At 40.1% G+C, this 20,000-nt stretch carries 17 protein-coding genes; 10 read left to right on the forward strand and 7 right to left on the reverse strand.

Annotated elements, in window-relative coordinates; genetic code table 11:
* Positions 1-18 precede the first annotated feature (18 nt).
* The 6 genes from FA727_RS18545 (at position 19) to FA727_RS18570 (ending at position 9,413) form a co-directional block, all read left to right on the forward strand.
* A complete protein-coding gene (locus tag FA727_RS18545) occupies positions 19-690 on the forward strand; it encodes an ABC transporter ATP-binding protein (protein ID WP_136833030.1) in 672 nt (223 codons plus the stop codon).
* Complete coding sequence (locus FA727_RS18550; RefSeq protein WP_158318911.1) at positions 683-1,717, forward strand: efflux RND transporter periplasmic adaptor subunit; 1,035 nt, start codon at positions 683-685, stop codon at positions 1,715-1,717. The genes FA727_RS18545 and FA727_RS18550 overlap by 8 nt, the downstream gene beginning before the upstream one ends.
* Before the next feature lie 12 nt (positions 1,718-1,729).
* The gene (locus tag FA727_RS18555; RefSeq protein ID WP_136833032.1) at positions 1,730-4,600 is read left to right on the forward strand and encodes an ABC transporter permease; all 2,871 of its coding nucleotides are present in this window, start codon (positions 1,730-1,732) and stop codon (positions 4,598-4,600) included.
* Complete coding sequence (locus FA727_RS18560) at positions 4,600-5,475, forward strand: ABC transporter ATP-binding protein (RefSeq protein WP_136833033.1); 876 nt, start codon at positions 4,600-4,602, stop codon at positions 5,473-5,475. Before FA727_RS18555 ends, FA727_RS18560 begins: the two co-directional genes overlap by 1 nt.
* Positions 5,476-5,545: 70 nt before the next feature.
* Positions 5,546-7,513, forward strand: a complete 1,968-nt coding sequence (locus tag FA727_RS18565; RefSeq protein WP_158318912.1) for a beta-galactosidase — start codon at positions 5,546-5,548, stop codon at positions 7,511-7,513.
* A 1-nt stretch (position 7,514) separates the two neighbouring features.
* Positions 7,515-9,413, forward strand: coding sequence for a hypothetical protein (locus tag FA727_RS18570; RefSeq protein ID WP_136833035.1), 1,899 nt, complete (start codon positions 7,515-7,517; stop codon positions 9,411-9,413).
* A 539-nt stretch (positions 9,414-9,952) separates the two neighbouring features.
* On the opposite strand, the gene FA727_RS18575 is transcribed toward FA727_RS18570, so the two are convergent.
* A complete protein-coding gene (locus tag FA727_RS18575) occupies positions 9,953-11,833 on the reverse strand; it encodes a beta-L-arabinofuranosidase domain-containing protein (protein ID WP_136833036.1) in 1,881 nt (626 codons plus the stop codon).
* A gap of 123 nt (positions 11,834-11,956) precedes the next feature.
* Between FA727_RS18575 and FA727_RS18580 the strand changes: the two genes are divergently transcribed.
* Positions 11,957-12,841: a helix-turn-helix domain-containing protein gene (locus FA727_RS18580; RefSeq protein ID WP_136833037.1), complete on the forward strand. Its 885-nt coding sequence runs from the start codon at positions 11,957-11,959 to the stop codon at positions 12,839-12,841.
* A 216-nt stretch (positions 12,842-13,057) separates the two neighbouring features.
* On the opposite strand, the gene FA727_RS18585 is transcribed toward FA727_RS18580, so the two are convergent.
* The gene (locus tag FA727_RS18585) at positions 13,058-13,516 is read right to left on the reverse strand and encodes a DUF4279 domain-containing protein (protein ID WP_136833038.1); all 459 of its coding nucleotides are present in this window, start codon (positions 13,514-13,516) and stop codon (positions 13,058-13,060) included.
* 21 nt (positions 13,517-13,537) lie between these two features.
* On the reverse strand, positions 13,538-13,960 hold the full coding sequence (locus tag FA727_RS18590) for a hypothetical protein (protein WP_136833039.1): 423 nt from the start codon (positions 13,958-13,960) through the stop codon (positions 13,538-13,540).
* Positions 13,961-14,501: 541 nt separating this feature from the next.
* Between FA727_RS18590 and FA727_RS18595 the strand changes: the two genes are divergently transcribed.
* The 3 genes from FA727_RS18595 (at position 14,502) to yunB (ending at position 16,601) form a co-directional block, all read left to right on the forward strand.
* The gene (locus FA727_RS18595; protein ID WP_136833040.1) at positions 14,502-15,347 is read left to right on the forward strand and encodes a DUF72 domain-containing protein; all 846 of its coding nucleotides are present in this window, start codon (positions 14,502-14,504) and stop codon (positions 15,345-15,347) included.
* A gap of 92 nt (positions 15,348-15,439) precedes the next feature.
* Positions 15,440-15,742, forward strand: a complete 303-nt coding sequence (locus tag FA727_RS18600; protein WP_126405291.1) for a YunC family protein — start codon at positions 15,440-15,442, stop codon at positions 15,740-15,742.
* A 115-nt stretch (positions 15,743-15,857) separates the two neighbouring features.
* The gene (gene yunB, locus FA727_RS18605) at positions 15,858-16,601 is read left to right on the forward strand and encodes a sporulation protein YunB (protein WP_126405290.1); all 744 of its coding nucleotides are present in this window, start codon (positions 15,858-15,860) and stop codon (positions 16,599-16,601) included.
* Between the two features lie 30 nt (positions 16,602-16,631).
* Here the strand turns inward: yunB and FA727_RS18610 are convergent, their stop codons facing one another.
* From FA727_RS18610 to FA727_RS18625, 4 genes are read right to left on the reverse strand one after another with little or no spacing between them, the layout of a single operon-like run.
* Entirely contained in the window at positions 16,632-17,339 is a 708-nt protein-coding gene (locus FA727_RS18610; protein WP_136833041.1) for an ABC transporter ATP-binding protein, read from the reverse strand.
* Positions 17,317-18,120 carry an ABC transporter ATP-binding protein gene (locus FA727_RS18615; protein WP_136833042.1) on the reverse strand — a complete coding sequence of 268 codons (804 nt, stop codon included), beginning with the start codon at positions 18,118-18,120 and terminating at the stop codon, positions 17,317-17,319. The genes FA727_RS18610 and FA727_RS18615 overlap by 23 nt, the downstream gene beginning before the upstream one ends.
* Positions 18,110-19,060 (reverse strand): branched-chain amino acid ABC transporter permease, encoded by a 951-nt coding sequence (locus FA727_RS18620; protein ID WP_136833043.1) that lies wholly within the window; start codon positions 19,058-19,060, stop codon positions 18,110-18,112. The genes FA727_RS18615 and FA727_RS18620 overlap by 11 nt, the downstream gene beginning before the upstream one ends.
* 12 nt (positions 19,061-19,072) lie before the next feature.
* A complete protein-coding gene (locus FA727_RS18625; protein WP_136833044.1) occupies positions 19,073-19,948 on the reverse strand; it encodes a branched-chain amino acid ABC transporter permease in 876 nt (291 codons plus the stop codon).
* Positions 19,949-20,000 lie beyond the last annotated feature (52 nt).

Consider the following 20,000-nt stretch of genomic DNA (forward strand, 5'->3'; position numbering starts at 1 on the left):
TTTTCGGGGGTTACATACATGCTTCCACTTATTTCAGTGACAGATGTTGTGAAGGAATATGGTGCTGGCGACAACAAAGTCCAAGTTCTTTCAAAAATTAATTTATCGATTCAACCGAATACATTAGTGGCTTTAAAAGGGAGATCGGGTTCTGGAAAAACGACTCTCATTAATATCATGGGTGCTCTAGACTACCCCTCGGATGGAAAAGTACTCTTTGAAAATAGTGATATCAGCAAGCTTTCAGAGAAAGAGAGAACGGAGTTTAGAAGAAAGAAAATCGGTTTTATTTTTCAATCGTTTGGCCTTGTCCCATTAATGACAGTGGAGGAAAACATTGAATTTGGTCTTCGTGTGGCAGGTACACCAAGGGAGGAATGGGCAGAGCGAGTGCAGGATGCATTAGAACTTGTTGGCTTAACAAAACGAGCTAGTCACCATCCTTTTGAACTATCTGGTGGGGAGCAACAGCGTTGTGCGATTGCTAGAGCCATCGCACCTTCTCCTTCCATTATCCTAGCTGACGAACCAACCGCGGAACTAGATAGTAAAACAGCTTTTCAAATCATTACAAGATTCAAGAAGCTGGTAGAAGAAAAGAAAACAACGATCGTTATGACAACACATGATCCAGCAATTTTAGAAATGATCGAGCATGTTTTTGAATTGGAGGATGGCAAAATTGCGTAAAGCTCAACAAAAATATTCAAAACTCGTGACCAGTTTATCTGTGTGTGTAATCGTTTCCACCTTATCTGCTTGTTCTTTCTTGCCGAAAGAAGAGGCCGTGCTTGCACCTCCTTTAGTAGAGCCTGCAAAAGTAGAATACGATGTGGTCGATGTGAAAACGGGTAGTATTGTCAAAAGTCTTAAGGGAGCAGGGTCCTTAACACCTGTCGAAAATCACACCCTCTCTTTTTCAGAATCAGGTGGAAGAATTAAAAAATTCCACGTTAGCGAAGGAGATGTGGTGAAAAAAGGGCAACTTCTTGTAGAAGTCGATACTGCAACTCTCAGCTTTGACACAAAACAAGCAGAAATTGATTTAAAAAAGGCGGAGCTTCAGCTTAAAGCTCTACAAAGTCAAAGTGGCCCTCAACTCACGATTGATATTGCTAAATTGGATGTCCAGTCTGTGAAAAACAGAGTCCAGTATATGAGAGAGCAGCTAGCGAAATCACAGCTAAAATCACCGATAAATGGGATCGTAACCTTTGTGGGCGAGCAAAAAGCGGGTGACCCGGTGCAAGCCTTTCAATCGATTGTTCAAGTGGCCGATACAAGCAAGCTGCAGGTTTTATATACGGCTCAAAGTGTCGACCAAATCGCGGATATCAAGCTCGGTATGACTGCGAATCTAATGAGCAATGGCAAAGCGATCACAGGGAAAGTAGTGCAAACACCAAAAGATGTTCCACTCGATATTATGGAAACCAATGCAGAGCTTTATCAAAAGAGTATTTTAATGAGTCTCGCTGAACTGCCAAAGGATGCAAAAGTCGGTGATTTAATCGATTTTGAAGTCATTACCCAGCAAAAAGAAAAGGTGCTTGTTATCCCGAAAAACGGTTTAAGGCTGGCGATGGGAAGAAACTATGTCCAAGTTCTCGATGGCAACACGAAAAGAGAAGTGGATATTGAAGTAGGAATTAGTACGGATACAGAGGTTGAGGTCATAAAAGGTCTCAGTGAGGGAGACAAGGTTATTTTAAAATAGGAGGAATGTGCCATGGCGATCTTAAAGATTATCATACGTAAAATACTTAATAATCGTTGGCTTGTTGGCAGTCTATTCCTCGGTTTATTAATTACGTCTTCGCTCGTATCGAGTATCCCTACGTATTCCTCTAGTGTTCTATCAAAGCTGTTACTAAAGGAACTAGAAGATTACCAAGTGAAAAATGATAAATACCCAGGAGAGTATTCTTATCTTATCCAATTTCCAAGTGCGGAAGAGGATCAAAAGAGTCTCGTAAATGAGTTAAAGAAAACAAGCACAAATCTTACGAATGAGGTCAATCTGCCAATCGAAGCAACACTGACGATGATGAGTACAGCCCCTCTTGCGATAGCAAACGAAGACTCATCAAACTTAAAGGAGCAAAAATTTGGGAGCATTCTTTCCTTTAGTGATTTAAAAAAGCATATTGAGATAACCGATGGAAATTGGCCGAATGCACCAACTAAAGATGGAATCTATGAGGTTTTAGTTCCGGAGAGCGCGCTGAAAAAGCGTGATATTGTGCTAAATACAACTTTTTTAGCGGGAAAGGACAATGAACAAATTGTCATTAAGCCTGTGGGAACCTTTAAGGCAAAAGATGAACGGGATCCTTATTGGTTTACTTCTCCTGATTCCTACAATGAAGATTTCTTCCTGCCAGAAGAAACCTTCGAAACAGCTTTTGTGAATGGGGATTCACAAAAAATCGAATCGATTCGTTTTTATACAGCATTTGATTATCATGCAGTCTCGGTAAATCAACTGGAGTCATTAGTTGGAATGGAAAAGAGAACAAAGGCGGCTGTCAGTGAAATAACAGATGGCAAGCTCATAGTGAATTTTCCAGCACAAAACATCATCACGAATTATTTTGATAAAAGCGGACAGTTGAAGACGATGCTTTGGTCGTTGAATGTTCCGTTGTTTATTATGCTCGGCATCTATCTTTATATGGTTACGAAGCTAATCATCGACCGTCAGCGGAATGAAATTGCGATTCTTAATAGTCGAGGAGCTAAACGAGTACAGATTCTCCTTATCTATTTAATCGAGATTGGACTACTCGGTACCGTCGCTTTTATTATTGGTCCATTTCTAGGGCTGTGGCTCTGTAAAATCTTAGGTGCGACGAATGGCTTCTTAGAATTCGTCCAGCGTTCATCCTTGCAAACGAAGCTATTAAAGGAATCGTTTCTATATTCCTTCTTGGCAGTACTCGCTTGTATCTTCATGATGATGATCCCGATTTATCAAGCGTCTAGACAAAACATTGTACATCATAAACGCACGGCCTTCCGAGTGGTCGGAAATGTCGGGTGGTATACAGTGTTTATCGAAATCGCTCTTTTAGGGATTTCAGTTTATGGTTGGACCATTTTTAACCGTCGCCAAAAAGAACTATTGGCATTAGGAGATACGGCAAATTCATTTACTGTTGACCCCTTACTGTTCTTTGTCCCAGCGGCTTTTGTTATCGGATTAGGATTATTAATGTTACGAATCTATCCTTTTTTATTAAAAGGAATTAATAGACTAGGGAAAAAATATTTCTCTTTATCCTTTTATAGCACGCTTATTCAGGTTAGCCGTTCAGCCAAACAGTATCTCTATTTAATGTTATTTCTCATTTTGACGATTGCGGTCGGCGTATTTAGTGCGAGTGCCGCGAGAACAATTAACAATAATTTAGAGGAACAAATTCGCTATGGCAATGGTGCCGATGTAGCGGTTCAGGTTCGTTGGGATAGTGTAACCTCAGGTGGAGTTAGTTCCCCTGTAGGGCCAACAGGTTCTCCATCAGAAACCAGTACGGAAAATCAAGAGGAAGAAGAAGCTGTGACTGGAGTAAGAGAGACGATCTACGCAGAACCACCGTATGATCCATTTCTGAAATTGAAGTCGGCAGAGCATGTCACAAAGGTTTTTCAAAAAGAAGATGTCACGATTGATGCAAAAGGGGAATCGATTTCCTCGGTTAATATGATGGCGATTGATTCAAAGGATTTTGGTGAGACCGCTTGGTTTAAGCCATCCTTATTGTCACATCATTGGTATCAATACTTAAACTTACTCGCAAAAGAACCAAGTGCTGTCCTTTTATCGAAAACGGCTGCATCAAATCTCGGAGTGAAGGAAGGCGATTACTTAACGATTTCTTCGAATGGCACAACTCCGGTTGAATTTGTTGTGTTTGGAATTATTGAGTATTGGCCAGGTTTTAACCCGTTACAATCAGAAGAGGACAAACCAGCTTCGACCTTAGTAGTGGCAAATCTGTCCTATGTCCAAAATATGATTGGCCTTGAGCCATATGAGGTGTGGTTGAAGGTGAAGGATGGTGCTACGAGAGAAACGCTCTATCAAGAATTGAAAGAGACTGGACTCCCTTTAACAAATGTAGCAGATGTTCAGCCTCAGTTAGTTGAAATGAAAAATAGCGCCTTTTTATTAGGAATCAACGGTACCCTATCACTAGGCTTCTTAATCTCGATTATGGTTACCTTTATTGGTTTCTTGATTTATTGGATTTTAACAATGAAATCACGAAGTCTACAATATGGAATTTACAGAGCGATGGGGATTCCACTTCGTCAGTTGATTGCAATCTTGCTCTATGAGCAATTACTAACCTCTGGAATTGCCTGTCTACTTGGAATCGGGATTGGAAGCATTACGAGCACTATATTTGTGCCAATGTTCCAGTTGTCCTTTAACCCGAAAGATGTCGTTCCGCCATTCCAGGTTATTTTTGACGCGGGAGACGAGTGGACCATCTATGGATTTGTTCTGGTTACTTTGCTGATAGGACTAGCGATTTTAGCGCTTATATTAAAAAATATCCGCATTTCTCAAGCGATTAAGTTAGGTGAAGATTAATGATTCATTGCAGCAATCTCATGAAAATTTACAAGCTTAATGATGACATTGAAGTGATTGCCTTACAGGGGTTAGATTTGGATGTTGATAAAGGCGAACTAATGGGCATTATCGGCAGCAGTGGAAGCGGGAAATCGACTTTGCTTAATATTCTCGGAGGATTGGACCGTCCTTCCGCTGGTAAAATTCTTGTCGATGGGAAGGACCTATTAAGGGTCACAGACAAAGAACTCGTAGACTATAAGCTCGAAACGGTTGGATTTGTATGGCAGAACAATGCAAGAAACCTGATTCCTTATTTAACAGCGGTAGAAAATGTGGAGCTACCGATGCTGTTAAAAGGCCGTCATAAAAGAGAACGAGCAATCGAGCTTTTAGAGATGGTTGGAATGGGACATCGAAAGCACAATCGTCTTAATCAATTATCTGGTGGGGAGCAGCAAAGAATTGCGATCGCCATCGGACTTGCCAATAATCCGCGGTTGTTATTAGCAGATGAACCAACCGGAAGTGTCGATGGGAAAACCGCGGATGTCATTTTAGATGTTTTTCGTAATCTAAATAAATCTTTAGGACTAACGATTGTCATCGTAACCCACGATACACAGTTAATGAAAAAGATGGATCGAGTGGTTGCTATCCGCGATGGGAAGACATCGAGTGAAATCTTAAGAAGAAATATCTATGAAAATTATTTGAATGAAATGGAAGAAGAAGCAGAGGAATCGCATGTGGAATTGGCTGTGCTAGATAGCGCTGGTCGAATTCAAATCCCGAGTGACTATTTGGAGGAACTTGGGATGAAAGACCTTAATAAGATGCGCATTGAACTAGAAGAAGGACAAATTGTCTTGAAGAACCCAAACATAAGATAATTCGCACTCGGTTGGCGATTTCCCTCTACTGATTGCGCGTTTTCAATCTTACTGAATGGAGGTCACAAAGATGAAAAAGGAAATCTATATTGGTGCTGGCTATTATCCAGATCACTGGCCGCGGGAAAGATGGCCGAAGGATATTGAACTAATGAAGGAAGCGGGAATCAAGATTTTAAGATTAGCAGAGCTTTCTTGGTCGTTTTTAGAACCGAGGGAGGGGGAGTTTGATTTTTCCTGGCTTGATGACTTTATCGAACTAGCACATGCCGCGGATATTCAAATTCTCCTCTGTACGCCAATTGAGGCATCGCCGGTGTGGTTACGTCACAAGCATCCAGAGGTTGTCAGACATGATAAGGTCGATCGAATTCATGGCGAACGAGGAATGCATTGTCATAACAGCCGTGCCTTCATCTTTTACGTGAATCGTATTGTTACAAAAATGGCTGAGCACTACGCTTCGAATCCTGCTGTTATTGGATGGCAAATTGATAATGAGCTTCGAAATGTAGATTGTTATTGTTCGGATTGTAGGGAAGCTTTTCAAAAATGGCTTGAGGACCGGTATGGAACATTAGAGGGATTGAATCAAGCATGGGGGACATGCTTCTGGAGTCAGGTGTACAACAGTTGGGAAGAAGTGACGCCACCTTCAGCCGATCAATTGACGATTTCCGTTAGTCAAATTCTTGATTTTACGCGCTTTGGTTCAGATTCAACAGTGAACCATTTAAATCGTCAAGTAGACATTATTAAAAGCTTTGCGCCACATCATGAGGTTACCCATAATATGTTGGGTTGGTATCCGAATCTAAATGCTTACGACCTTTCGAAAAAGCTCGATTTTATCGGCTGGGATTCTTACCCTAATGTGGATGGAGACAATCATATTGAATGTTTCTTACATGACCATTATCGCGGTGCAAAGCACAAGGCTCATTGGGTGTTAGAACAGAAAAATGGCTACTTCAATTACAGTGACTATAATCTAGCGATTGAACCGGGATTGGTTCGCCTTTGGACATATCAGGATATTGCTCGTGGGGCAAACGGGGTCTTGTTTTACCGTTGGAGGTCAAATAAGTATAGTGGGGAACAAAATCCAAATGGCTTGCTAAGGCATGATGGAACGCCAAGACGACCTTACTATGAAGTAAAGCAGTTGACAGAGGAATTAAGCAGATTTGAAAAAGAACTTGTAGATACAACTGTAGAAGCACCGGTCGCGTTAATCTACAGCTACGACCAAATGTGGGCTTTTGAAGCGCATAAGCAATATAAGAGTTTTGACCATAGGGAACATTTGCTTACCTATTACCGTGCTTTAACAAAGCTAGGATTGACGGCTGACCTCGTCGACCCAACTACTGATCTATCAAAATATAAGCTGGTTATTGCCCCTTCGATGACAATGGTTAGCAATGAAATCTATGAAAACTTTAACCGCTATGTTGAAAATGGTGGTTGCCTCATTATCGGGGCTCGAAGTGGAATGAAGACATGGTCCAATACCACGCATGAATTGCCATGGCCAGGATTACTCGCTGAAATGGCTGGAACGGTCGTTGATGAATTTGAAGTTCTTCCTGACGAATATGCCAATGCCATTACCTATAAAGGGAAGGAATATCCTGTTAAGGTCTGGTTAGATATGCTCGACAATCAAACCGCCGAAACGCTGGCTGTCTACACCCAGAAATTTTACGCAGGACGGACAGCGATTTCGAAAAATTCACATGGTGCAGGACTTGTCTATTACGTAGGGGTTATGGGAAATAGCGAACTTGCCTTGGATTTCTTGGCTGATGTGGCTGAAGAACTAAAGCTGACCGTTACCAATGTTCCAAAGGAAGTTTATTTGACAAGACGTGTGAATGAGCAGGATTGCTTTACTTTTTATATGAATGTAAATCGGGAACCGGTTAATGTTGCGGTCGAAGAAGGCTTGGACGTCATTACAGAAAAAGTAGTTTCAGGTGAAATAGTCATCAATGGATTAGATGTACTTATTGTAAAATCCCGTAGGAGGAATTAATATGCGGCTGAATGATTGGCTTGAAATTGATGAGACTCTTAAACTATCAATATCAGAAACGCAAACGAGTAAATATAAAAGGTTAATTGTAGAAGCGAAATGGAATCTTCCGTCCCAAGAGGTTGACTCGGTTCAATTAAACATGAAGTTGATGGACGCCGATATTCGATGTATGTGGAAACCACATTTGGCTCCAGAAGAAGATATGGTCATTAGCGACCAGGTTTTTCGCTCACCTGTGATGATCTTTGAAAAAGAAGATAAGCTTTTCGCGTTGGTTCCGGATATAGATTTTATCGAGTCTAGCAGAGTAGTTCCTCATTTCATGGATTATGTTGAGCCAAAACGAACACTATTTTATGGCTTAGGACACTATGAAAAGACCAAACATGTGTATTTTAAAAGAGTAGAAGAATCTTTTCGTGTAGAGCAAGGGGAGACGTTGTTTCGCTTCCATTTAGTTGAGTGGGATGAATTCAAGGGAAGCAGAAATTTTCTTCCGGTTACGGAATACTTATGGGAGAACTTTGCGGAAAAACGAATGCTTCAAGCAGAGGTTTCTGTAAAGGATATTGAGCCTTATGCTAAACATACGTATAATTGGGCGTTTCATAACTGGGAAAAGATTGTTTGGAATGAATTTGAGCTCGAGCAAGAAAAGGTCGGAGGATGTGTCTTTATTGTTCGAGGAGCTCAGTCTCCTGGAAAGGGTCAGGAAGACAATTGGCGCGAAAAGAAAAGCCTATGGAATCAGGCGTGGTTTTCCAGTCTTCGAAGTGCCTATGGTTATCATCTGTGGGGAAAACACTGGAATAATGCTGATATGGTTCGCAGGGCAGAGCTTGCCAAAAACTTTGCATTAGCGGCACCGCAGAAAAATGGGTTATTTCCATCTGTTTATTGGGCAGGTGCAGATAATCAATGGGAAGCGGGAAACTGGGGCCATTCAGACCGTAGACCGGAGCATCACGACGATTATGCTCATTTATTGGATATGTCTTGGACTTGTATATGGATGTTGAAATGGTATGAGGATATTGAGCAAGACTTAGGATTATTAGAGTATACGAGGAACTATATTACGAGATTGCTGACACTACAGGCAACAGACGGTAGTTTTCCGGCTTGGGTACATGAAGAAACTGGGGATGTCTCCCCTTTTCTAAAGGATAGCCCTGAGACGTCTATCCATGTTTGGCTGCTGGCAAAGTTTTATCAACTTACGGGAGAAGGTCATTATTTACTTGCGGCTATTAATGGAATGAAGTTTGTCTTAAACGATGTTCTACCAGAAGGCCGGTGGGAGGACTTTGAAACGTATTGGTCATGCTCACGTGCATGGGAGGAAAAACAATACGGGGTAAAGGATAAGCGCAGCGGTTTGTACAATCAATGTAATTTCTCGATTTATTGGACCGCTGAAGCATTGAAAGAATTGTATTTAGTCACAAAGGATGAAACGTTTTTACGAGAAGGGGAAAAAGTCTTAGCTGAACTTTCGCTATATCAAGCGATTTGGGAGCCTGCATATTTACATTTACCTGTTTTAGGCGGATTCGGGGTTATGACTTCTGATGATGAATGGAATGATTCCCGCCAAAGCTTGTTTGCCTTAACCTATCAAGACTACTATAAGATTACGAACAAGGAAGAATATAAGCATCGTAGTTTTTGGGCAATGAAGGCCTCTTTCTATATGATGTATTGTCCGGAAAATCCGACTGTAAAAGAAATTTATGAAAAAACGTTTCCTCATTTTGGAGAGAAGGACTACGGCTTTGAGATGGAAAATGCCCACCATGGTGAGAACGATGAAAAGTATGCAGGTGAGTTCACCATTTTTGATTGGGGTAATGGCTCTGCATCTGCTTCGTTGGCTGAAATGCTTTTGAAGAAATAGGAATAATCCCGCACTGATTTCAGTGCGGGATTGTTTTATTTATGAACACTTCATGCGGACGCAAATTGTGGACTTACTTAGATTAGTGTCTTTATGAAGCGTTCATTCGGACGCTAATTGTGTTGCTACTTAGAATAGTGTCTTCATGGGGAGAGCATGCGGACGCAAATTGTGTTTCTACTTAGATTAGTGTCTTTATGGAGGGTTCATGCGGACGCAAATTGTGTTTCTACTTAGATTAGTGTCTATATGAAGTGTTCATTCGGACGCTAATTGCTGCGCTACTTAGAATAGTGTCTTCATGAAGCGTTTATGCGGACGCAAATTGTGGACTTACTTAGATTAGTGTCTTTATGGAGGGTTCATGCGGACGCTAATTGCTGCGCTACTTAGAATAGTGTCTTTATGAAGTGTTCATGCGGAAGCTAATTGTGTTGCTACTCAGATTAATGTCTTCATGAACGGTCCACACAAAGAAATACCACAAAAAAAGCCATCCCAAGTGTAATGTAACCAATAAACTTGGGACAGCTTATCCTCTATTCTTTTATAACCGGAAATTCTCCAATTCGTAATCGAGCACATCCATATGGAACAAGCTCAATTGTTTCAACTTTCGCATTCGGATAAGGGACTGGATTTAATGGTGGCTCACCGGCTGAGTTGTTTTCCATCACCCAGTTTGCCACCTGTTGACCCTTAGTTACTAGTTTGACTGGAGCGGAGTCTGTTTTAAAAGGCTGATACGAAACCTCTTCCACTTTCACTTCAAACTCAGCATTCTTCATTAATCCGAATCGCCATGGGGTAGTCGGATAGAGCTCCCAATCATGGAAACGTTCACGCTCCTGCACTTGTATCCATTGTTCACCAATCGGTAATGCATAGACAAGTGGTCCACGGTTTACAGCAATCGCGTAATTGTTGCGGTCCTCAGGTGTTACTTCCATTGGTAAAAATACTTCGATTTGATCCCCAGACTGCCATTCGCGTTCTATACGGGCAAATCCATTTTCGACTTGAACCTGTTGAAACGCATTATTCACCTTCACCTGGAATCCTGAACACCATCCTGGAACATGTAGTAAAAGTGGGAAGCGTGCAGTGTTCAAAAGTTTAAGGTTGATTAAGACATTTTCGCGAAACGGATAATGGCTATCCACTTTTAGCTCTAACTCAGTGTTACCTGCAACATTAGTTTGTACACGGCAAGGTGTATAGGAAACGGCTGCAACACCACCATCATTTGTAGCCATCCAGAGGCTTGCAGCTAATTTGGGCCAGCCCTGATGCATATTAGAAGTACAGCAACCAAAGTTCGGTTCTAAACCAAACATATTTGCTTCCTCATTATTCACCCATGGTCTTTTAGCTGAATTACACATCACCTGATTGACCTGCTGATCATATTGATGTGAGTCCCATTCTGGCGAAATCGTTGCTGGTAGGGCATTGAAAGCCACTTTTTCGAGAATATCAGCAAATTTTCCATCTCCTAGAATGCGGACAAGATTCTCCATGCTAAACATATACTCAACCACTGCACATAGCTCCACACCTTGGCTCGGGTGTGTTCCAGAAAGCCACTCATCACCTGAAAACATTCCGTGCGCTTGCCCATGATGGGTCATTAAGCTTTCAATCCCTTGATAGACAGCTTCTCTTTCCCATTCATTCTTCGTTTGACGGTAAAAAACAGCTGGCGTTTTTACACCCATGGCTACATTGACTACATGTGTACGATGGTCCCATTGGTTTTGTTTGCGCCAGAACGGAAACTTGGCAAAAATTTCACTCCAGTTTGTTGTTTGTTCGCGTACGATTTCTGCAAATTCTAGCAAACTAGAATCCTCAGTCCGTTCATAGAGCCAATGAATGGACAATAAAAGGTCTGCACCACGAGCCTGAGCCCATTCTTTTAAAGGATATTTGATTATGGCTTCATTAAGAAAGTTAAAGTAACGGCTCATAAAAGGAATTACCCGTTCATCACCAGTGGCTTCATGAAATTGTGTTAGTACTTTTAACATAATCATTTCCTGCCACCAATCTTGGTTATCACCCAAAACCGCGTTAAGCTGGATTAAGTTACTAGGTCCAAATGAACCATCCTCACGTTGGCTATTCAAAGCCCATTCAATCCATGGTTGAACCTTCTTGATAAGTTTTTCATCATCTAAAAGGTAGGCTAACGGCAGCAGACCGTCTAAATAATAAGGGCCTCTTTCCCAGCTGTCACCAGAGCCACCTAACCAGCCGTTATTAGGTCCGACATCTTCCCAGTGTTCATCTAAATGACCAGTAAATCCATTGGCCTGAATTTCTAATTGATTTTTTAACCATCCAGTTGGTTTGATGCTTCCAAGCGGTAAGGATTTGAATGAACTTTCGAGTAACGTTTTTGAGATTGTTTCGGTCATTACCTACACCTCTTTTATTAAAATTAATACATCTATAAAATTAGTGTAATGGTATAATGGCAATAAATATATGCAGGATAATAACAAGTTTTTGCACAATCCTAACAAGGGAATGAATTGTTCATGCTTCATTTAACCGCACCGCCGTTACCAGTCCTATTGGACGCAGGTGAAGATACATATGAATCAGGTCAATCCCATCCGAACCGTCATCGGATTGGGGTATTTGATGTGCTTGTTGTCACGAAAGGCACTTTGTTTATGCAAGAGGGTGAGAAAAAATATGAAGTGAAAAGTGGTCATTGCCTCATCCTTTATCCAGATCGTCATCACTTTTCTTATCAGCCCTGTGAAGAAGAAACTCATTTTTACTGGTTTCATTTTGTCACACCGAAGGAATGGAAAGAATTAAAGGAACCGGGCCACATTCAAAACATGACAGAAGGTGAACAAAGTAGGAACCCATTTACCGAATTTCCTTTTGGGATTGTCGTACCGAACTTTTGTTTGCTCCATAACTGGAAGGTCGCTGAGCACCTTTGCCAACAAATCGTCAAAACGGGTCATGAGCTGAACAATAACTGGGAATGGCAGCGACAAATTCTTTTTCAACAATTACTAAATGTTTTATCAGAGCATGCTCAGTTGGAAAAAATGATGCCATCACTAGCCGTTGCGGAACAGGCAGCAGCTTACATTCGCAAAAATTATCGAAGAAAAATCACCTATGCCGAGCTTGGAGAGGCTTTGAGTTTTCATCCGAACCATATCGCGAGATGCATGATTTCTTCCTTTGGTTTTACTCCTATTGAATACTTAAATCGGATTCGGATTGACCAGGCAAAGCTATTAATGGTTTCGAAGGACTGGAGTATAGAGAAGGTCTCTGAGAACTGTGGGTTTTCACAAATGTCCTATTTTAGCCGGCTTTTTAAGAAGCAGGAAGGGATTTCTCCTAATGAATTTCGGAAAAAGTATTTAGGGGCTGCGAAGAGTGCTTATTGGTAGCTCGTATTAAAAAGATTTTTTGTGACTTTGGTCTCTCCATAGGAGTCCAACCGATTTTTATAGTCCGTAAGGTATTTAGATGTTACTTTAAAATTTAAAATAAAGTTTGATCAAATAGCTCCATGTAACTCCTTATTTTTATCAAATATAAAAACTCCATTTTGAACAAAGATTGATCAAAATGAAGTTCCTTTTAATAATTTTGATTAGAGGGTTTTATACTTCTTCCTTAAACCCAAAAACGTATTGATCTATATCAATTTCTACTCCGATATCTATAGCAAATTGCATAATCTCTTTGCTAAAAGTAAACATCGGAGAGGCTCCATCAACAATATATACAACAATACGAAAATAAGGATGAATTTGTAATTCCTCTTTGAGTTGGTTAATTATATGCACTTTAGAGCTAAAAGTATTTAGCATTTGGTCTAGTAGTAAAGGTAAATTTACAGTTTCTCTTAATTCTGTGCTATATTTCCATTCGGTGTATTTATGTTGTCTTGGTGTATAGCTTCGATGTATAGGAGGGGTAGGTTTATGCCATTCGCCTTTTTTTTGGGTATAAGTTGGGAAAACACCTAATTTATTTGTTACATATGCAATAGAAAAATCATTTTCTGCTTTAGATTCTAAAGAGAAATAAACTTCAATAGAAGTTTTTGTATATTCCAAAAGCCAACCTCCTAATTAGACTTATGGCCAAGTTGGATAATATCCATATCTATTCTCATAAGTATTAATCATTACTGAAGTTCTTGTCTTATATACTAAGAAAACATCTCCTCTTCCAACTTTACCAGTTACTTCATACATATCCCAGTGAGAAACATTTGTGTCTGTTTTACCGGATACATGAGCCTTTTTAAATGCATGGACATCCTTGTATCCAGCACTTCTTGCTACGCTGCTTGCTATACTGCTACCCATCATCTTCATATCTCCCATACTTGGAGTGCTATTACCTAAATCTTTTAATGATGGTTTTGTTCCAGCATTTAAAGTGACTCCTCCATTGTCTGTAGTCGGGGAAATGATTAATTCATTTGCATATATAGAATTACTTCCAACAAACATTAAAACAATAAATACAAATAGTAACTTTTTGATAAATTTCATACTATCACTCCTTTATTTTTTTTGCAATATTGCAACAAATAAAAACAGATCTAGACAAATTAATGCAAACCTTTTTTCCCTTCCTTAAGAGAATTATAGCGTATAATCAATTATGTGAATTTATGGAATTTAGCAGTTTTACTTTAGTATTTCGTTATTTTCTCTGTTTTACTTACAATTTCGTCCCCAACAATAACTATAGGAATACTTTCGACAAAAAATTACATTAATTAGCAAATAATAAACCGAAAAATGAAGTAGAGGACCAGAAATCAGGAGAACATACAAGGCAGAATAAAATTTTTGCAAAAAGGTGGAGATATTTTTTTGCGGATATACCTTCAAATAGAGAATAAGCATTGATGATTTTCCTAGTTAAATACTTATTTTTAAGACAGACCATCGTTTAGAACATAATAACGATGGCTTATTTAAATTTCATCCATCATATTACATGAATGTATTTAGCGACTGCGAAGAAGGCGAATTAGTAGATTGAATGGGAAAGTTTTCTTATCATAAGAAGGTGAGGTGATTAAAGGTGATCTACATAGGAATGACTGGATGGGGAGACCATGATAGCTTATATCAAAGGCAAACTTCTCCAAGAGATAAGCTAAAGGATTACGCAGGACATTTTCCGATTGTGGAAGTCGATTCCTCATTTTACGCTGTCCAACCACAGAAAAACGCACAAAAATGGGTATCAGAGACCCCTGAAGGTTTTAAATTTGTTGTCAAAGCTTATCAAGGGATGACAGGTCACTTGAGAGGTGAAATCCCATTTGACAATAAACAGACCATGTTTGATGCCTTTAAAGAATCCTTAATTCCTTATATAAAGGCCGAAAAATTAGCGATGGTCTTATTTCAATTTCCACCTTGGTTCGATTGCAAAAAGGAAAACGTGCAATATTTGAGATGGTGTAAAAAAGAAATGGGAGACATTCCTTGTGCACTTGAATTTCGCCATCAGTCCTGGTTTCGACCACAGTTCTATGAACAGACGCTTCAGTTTATGAGGGATGAAACATGGATTCATAGCATCTGTGACGAACCTCAATCTGGAGAGGGATCGATTCCTACGGTATTAACTCCGACTACGACTGATAAGGTTCTTGTCCGCTTCCACGGGAGAAATGTTAATGGTTGGCAGAAGAGAACCGATGTTAATTGGCGTGAGGTTCGTTATTTGTATCGATACAATCAGGCGGAACTAGAAGAGTGGGCCAATCACATAGTTCAATTGCAGAAGGAATGTCAGGATGTATTTGTTGTGTTCAACAATAATTCTGGGGGAGATGCAGCAGATAATGGAAAGCAGATGCTGGAACTCATGAAGATTGAATATGATAATCTGGCTCCGAGGCAATTGGATTTGTTTTGAGGACTTTCCAAGTAATGGTTGGCATACTTGCCTACACGATTTTCCTGCTTTCTACATAACTTGTTAGAGAGAGGAAAGGAGTGTGTTGAAAAATGATCGATGTATCCCCAATCGATATCAGTGGTCACACCTTTTTGAGCATATCTGTTGTGTTACCTAAAACGAATTTACTTGTTGTTACAAGTGATAAAGGATATATTATGTGCGGTGCGTTAGACGTTGCGTTATTAAATGAAAAGCTAAAGGATCGAAAAATCATTGCAGGTAGAGCTGTAGGTGTGAAAACGATCGAGCAATTGTTGGAGGCTCCTCTAGAGTCTGTTACGTACGAGGCCGAGGCTCTCGGGATTCATAAAGGAATGGTCGGAAAAGAAGCAATGCTAAAAATGATCTAAGGGTCATATGTAATAGTACCGATATTTAAACAGCAAGTACTACAACATTTCGTTATAAAATAGAGATAGTCCCCCCTTTTACAGCATACATATAGCTTGTAAAGGGGGGATTGTTTTGGCTAAATTTCGCGGTCGTATGCCGCGGAGAGGTCCGTTGCCGTTCAGATATGTTTTGTTACTCACCCTTGTTTTTTTCGTGTTCTCCACGACGGCAGGGTTATGGATTATTAATAAAGGGCTAAAAGATACGTTGATGGCCTACGCATCATCACAAACGGTACAAATCGCCTCTCTCATTATCAATAATGCTATTTTAGAAACGAAAACAGAGGATATTAATAATATCATCATTGTCGATCCAGAAACGTCCACGGCAAACTTTGATACGGAAAAAATTTTAACCAAACTCGGGGAAACAACTCGTTTAATTTTAAATAATATTAAAACGGCAGAAGGCGGGGATTTGGGAGAGATTGAAACACTTTCAGACGTTGAATTCGATCCTGAGAAGACAAAGGATGAAGATGGGATCGTCTATTATGTCCCTTTAGGACAGGCGACCAATAATGCTCTTCTCGGAAATTTAGGTCCTAAAATCCCAATCCGATTTACAGCGATTGGTCACATGGAATCTGATATTGAAACGGAATTTGAGGAAATTGGAATCAATAATATTTATATTCAGGTTAAAATTAAGTTAAAGGTAAATGTCCAAGTGATTATTCCATTTGCAACTGATGAGGCAGTGCTCGAGCAAGAAATTCCGATTGCATTAGGAGTTATCAAAGGTGAGGTTCCGCAATTTTACAATAATGGTGGGGAAGGAGGAGCGCCATCGTTGGAGATTCCTGTGGACTAATAAAAGGGGATGTCTCATAGAGACATCCCTTTATAGTCCACCAAGATAGGCTTCTTTAATTTGTTCACTTGCTTGTAGTTCGGCTGCAGGTCCAGAAGCAACGACGCTTCCTGTTTCAATGACATAAGCGCGGTTTGCTATAGAAAGAGCCATATGGGCATTTTGCTCAACTAAAAGAATTGTTGTGCCTGCACGATTAATTTCCTCAATAATTGAGAAAATGGTTTTTACCATTAAGGGAGCGAGTCCCATCGACGGTTCATCAAGAAGAAGCAACTTAGGTTTCGCCATAATGGCTCTTCCCATTGCCAGCATTTGCTGTTCTCCTCCTGAAAGAGTACCGGACAACTGCTTTTTTCGTTCAAGAAGTCGAGGGAAAAGTTCATACACTCGCTCAAAATCCTGCTTAACTCCTTGCAAATCCTTTCTTAAGTAAGCACCTAATTGAAGATTTTCTTCCACGGTCATATTGGCAAATACGCGACGACCTTCAGGAACATGGGAAATGCCGGCTTTAACAATTGATTGAGCAGGCTTTCCTGCAATTGAATTCTCTAAATATTGGATTGTTCCCTTTTTAGGCTTAAGCAATCCGGATAATGTTTTAAGGAGTGTGCTTTTCCCAGCTCCATTGGCACCAATTAATGTTACAATTTCACCCTCTTGAACTTCTAATGAAACGCCTTTAAGTGCTTGAATATTCCCATAAAAAACATCAATTTGGTGAACTTTCAGCATGGCTTTCAGCAGCCTCCTCTCCTAAATAAGCTTCAATAACTTTAGGATTATTTCGGATTTCATTTGGTGTTCCATCTGCAATTAGCTGACCATGGTCTAAAACATAGATTCTTTCACAGATTCCCATGACCAATTTCATATCATGCTCAATTAAGAGGATGGTCAAATTAAATTTTTCACGAACAAAAGCGATTAACTCCATTAATTCATGCGTTTCTTGAGGATTCATCCCGGCAGCAGGTTCATCTAAGAGCAATAATTTTGGACCAGCCGCTAATGCTCGTGCAATTTCCAAGCGGCGTTGCATCCCATATGGTAGATTTTTCGCTTTTTCGTATAAATAAGGTTCAAGTTGAAAAATTTTTAAGAACTCAATGGACTTTTCCTCCATCTCTTTTTCCCCAGAAAAGTGAGAAGGTAAGCGGAAAATCGAGCTAACTATTGAATGCTTTGCTAAAGAATGATAGGCAACTTTAACATTGTCCAAAACCGAAAGTTCGTTAAAAAGACGAATGTTCTGGAATGTACGGCTAATGCCCTTACGAGTTACTTGATAAGGTGCTAGGCCATTTAAACGCTGTCCTTCAAGGGAAATATCCCCTTCAGTAGGTACATAAACGCCTGTTAATAAATTGAAACATGTTGTTTTCCCTGCACCATTCGGACCGATAAGACCAACAAGTTCTCCTTGGTGTATTTCCATATTGAAGTCCCAAACAGCCTTCAATCCGCCGAATTGGATTCCTGCACTTTGAACTTTTAACAAAGGGTTACTTCCCATATGAGTTACCTCCTTTTGGACCTTTCCACTTTCCAAACAGGTCGGTGACTTCTCGAGTCCCCATTAATCCCTGTGGGCGATAAAGCATGACAAGAACTAGGACAACGCTGTAAATAATCATGCGAGTCTCTGGATAGTCCTGCAGGAAGGTTGAAACAACTGTTAATAAAATCGCGGCGATTACTGAGCCAGATAAACTTCCTAATCCACCTAAAACAACAAAGATCAAAATATCAAAGGATTTTAAGAAGCCAAAGTTACCAGGCTGAATAATATAGAAGTTATGGGCGAATAACCCTCCAGCAATACCGGCAAAGAATGAACCTAAAGCAAAGGCGACAACTTTATAGTAAGTGGTATTAATACCCATTGCATCAGCTGCAATCTCATTTTCACGAACGGAAATACAGGCACGACCATGTCTAGAATTGGTAAAGTTTGTAATGACTGTAATCGTAATGAATAGGCAAATGAATGTATAAGTCCAAGTTGTTAAATGGGTAACTTGCATTCCAGAAGCCCCGCCAACGTAGTCAATATTCAAAAAGACAATTCGAATGATTTCTCCAAAGCCTAGTGTGGCAATTGCTAAATAATCTCCTTTTAAGCGAAGACTTGGGATTCCAACGAGAAGACCAGCTAAGGCTGCAACAATTCCACCAGCTAATAGTGCTAATGGAAAAGGAAGCTGAAACTTCATTGTAATGATGGCGGAAATATAAGCGCCAACAGCTAAAAAGCCAGCATGTCCAATTGAAAATTGCCCAGTAATTCCGATAACCAAATGCAAGCTTACCGCCAAAATAATATTAATTCCGATAAAAATAAGGGTATTCGCATAAAAAGGATTTAAAATTCCACCGTTGATGAGAAGCTGTACGACCCCATAAATTACTACTGATAGGACGACATATATCCAAAATCCTTTTACCTTTTTCATAGACTTCTTCACCTACACTTTCTCTCTTGCGTTTTTTCCGAAGATGCCGGAAGGTCTGAATAACAAGATTAAGATTAGGATAATAAACGCAGCTGCATCTCTCCACTGGGAAAAACCTAAAGCACTAACGATGGTTTCAACGACACCAAGAACAAGACCGCCGACCATTGCTCCCGGAATAATGCCAATCCCACCTAAAACTGCGGCAACGAAAGCTTTCACCCCAGGAATGACACCCATGAGTGGTTCGATCTTTGTATAATAGACACCGAAAAAAACACCTGCTGCACCTGCTAATGCAGAACCTATTGCAAAGGTTGCAGAAATTGTTGTATTCACATTAATCCCCATCAGTTGTGCTGCTTCCATATCATGAGAAACGGCACGCATTGCTTTCCCGATTTTCGTTCTATGTACAACAAAATGCAAAATAATCATAAGGACAATCGAAACAACAAGAATTAGAAGTGATTGGCTGCTTACTTGAATGCCGAAAAGGTCATACTTCTTGTTTGCTAAGACGTCTGGATAGGCTGCTGCTTGTGCACCACGCACGTAGATAAATCCATATTCGATCAGCAGGGATACACCGATTGCTGTGATTAAAGCAGCGATTCGAGTCGCATTTCTAAGTCTCTTATAGGCGATCCGTTCAATTAAGACACCGAATACAGCACAGACTGCCATTGCGAGTAGCAATGCAGGAAAAAAGCCAAGTCCCCATCCAGCGATCGCATAAAATCCAACAAATGCACCGATCATAAAAACATCGCCATGAGCAAAGTTAATGAGCTTGATAATCCCGTATACCATGGTATAGCCAAGTGCTATGAGTGCATAGATGCTTCCGAGTGAAATCCCATTAATTAATTGCTGAATCCATTCCATCAAATTTTCACTCCTTTTAAAAGGCATATTCTGTTCCTTAATTGATAATAAG

This window comes from Robertmurraya kyonggiensis, assembly GCF_005116465.1.
GTDB classification, from domain to species: domain Bacteria; phylum Bacillota; class Bacilli; order Bacillales; family Cytobacillaceae; genus Robertmurraya; species Robertmurraya kyonggiensis.

Bases quoted from the DNA above. Each gene is read 5' to 3' on its own strand.
- FA727_RS18625 (WP_136833044.1), bottom strand. From the start codon at position 19,948: ATGGAATGGATTCAGCAATTAATTAATGGGATTTCACTCGGAAGCATC.
- FA727_RS18615 (WP_136833042.1), bottom strand. From the start codon at position 18,120: ATGGGAAGTAACCCTTTGTTAAAAGTTCAAAGTGCAGGAATCCAATTC.
- FA727_RS18600 (WP_126405291.1), top strand. From the start codon at position 15,440: ATGATCGATGTATCCCCAATCGATATCAGTGGTCACACCTTTTTGAGC.
- FA727_RS18580 (WP_136833037.1), top strand. From the start codon at position 11,957: ATGCTTCATTTAACCGCACCGCCGTTACCAGTCCTATTGGACGCAGGT.
- FA727_RS18590 (WP_136833039.1), bottom strand. From the start codon at position 13,960: ATGAAATTTATCAAAAAGTTACTATTTGTATTTATTGTTTTAATGTTT.
- FA727_RS18560 (WP_136833033.1), top strand. From the start codon at position 4,600: ATGATTCATTGCAGCAATCTCATGAAAATTTACAAGCTTAATGATGAC.
- FA727_RS18565 (WP_158318912.1), top strand. From the start codon at position 5,546: ATGAAAAAGGAAATCTATATTGGTGCTGGCTATTATCCAGATCACTGG.
- FA727_RS18555 (WP_136833032.1), top strand. From the start codon at position 1,730: ATGGCGATCTTAAAGATTATCATACGTAAAATACTTAATAATCGTTGG.
- FA727_RS18575 (WP_136833036.1), bottom strand. From the start codon at position 11,833: ATGACCGAAACAATCTCAAAAACGTTACTCGAAAGTTCATTCAAATCC.
- FA727_RS18610 (WP_136833041.1), bottom strand. From the start codon at position 17,339: ATGCTGAAAGTTCACCAAATTGATGTTTTTTATGGGAATATTCAAGCA.
- FA727_RS18545 (WP_136833030.1), top strand. From the start codon at position 19: ATGCTTCCACTTATTTCAGTGACAGATGTTGTGAAGGAATATGGTGCT.
- FA727_RS18620 (WP_136833043.1), bottom strand. From the start codon at position 19,060: ATGAAAAAGGTAAAAGGATTTTGGATATATGTCGTCCTATCAGTAGTA.
- FA727_RS18570 (WP_136833035.1), top strand. From the start codon at position 7,515: ATGCGGCTGAATGATTGGCTTGAAATTGATGAGACTCTTAAACTATCA.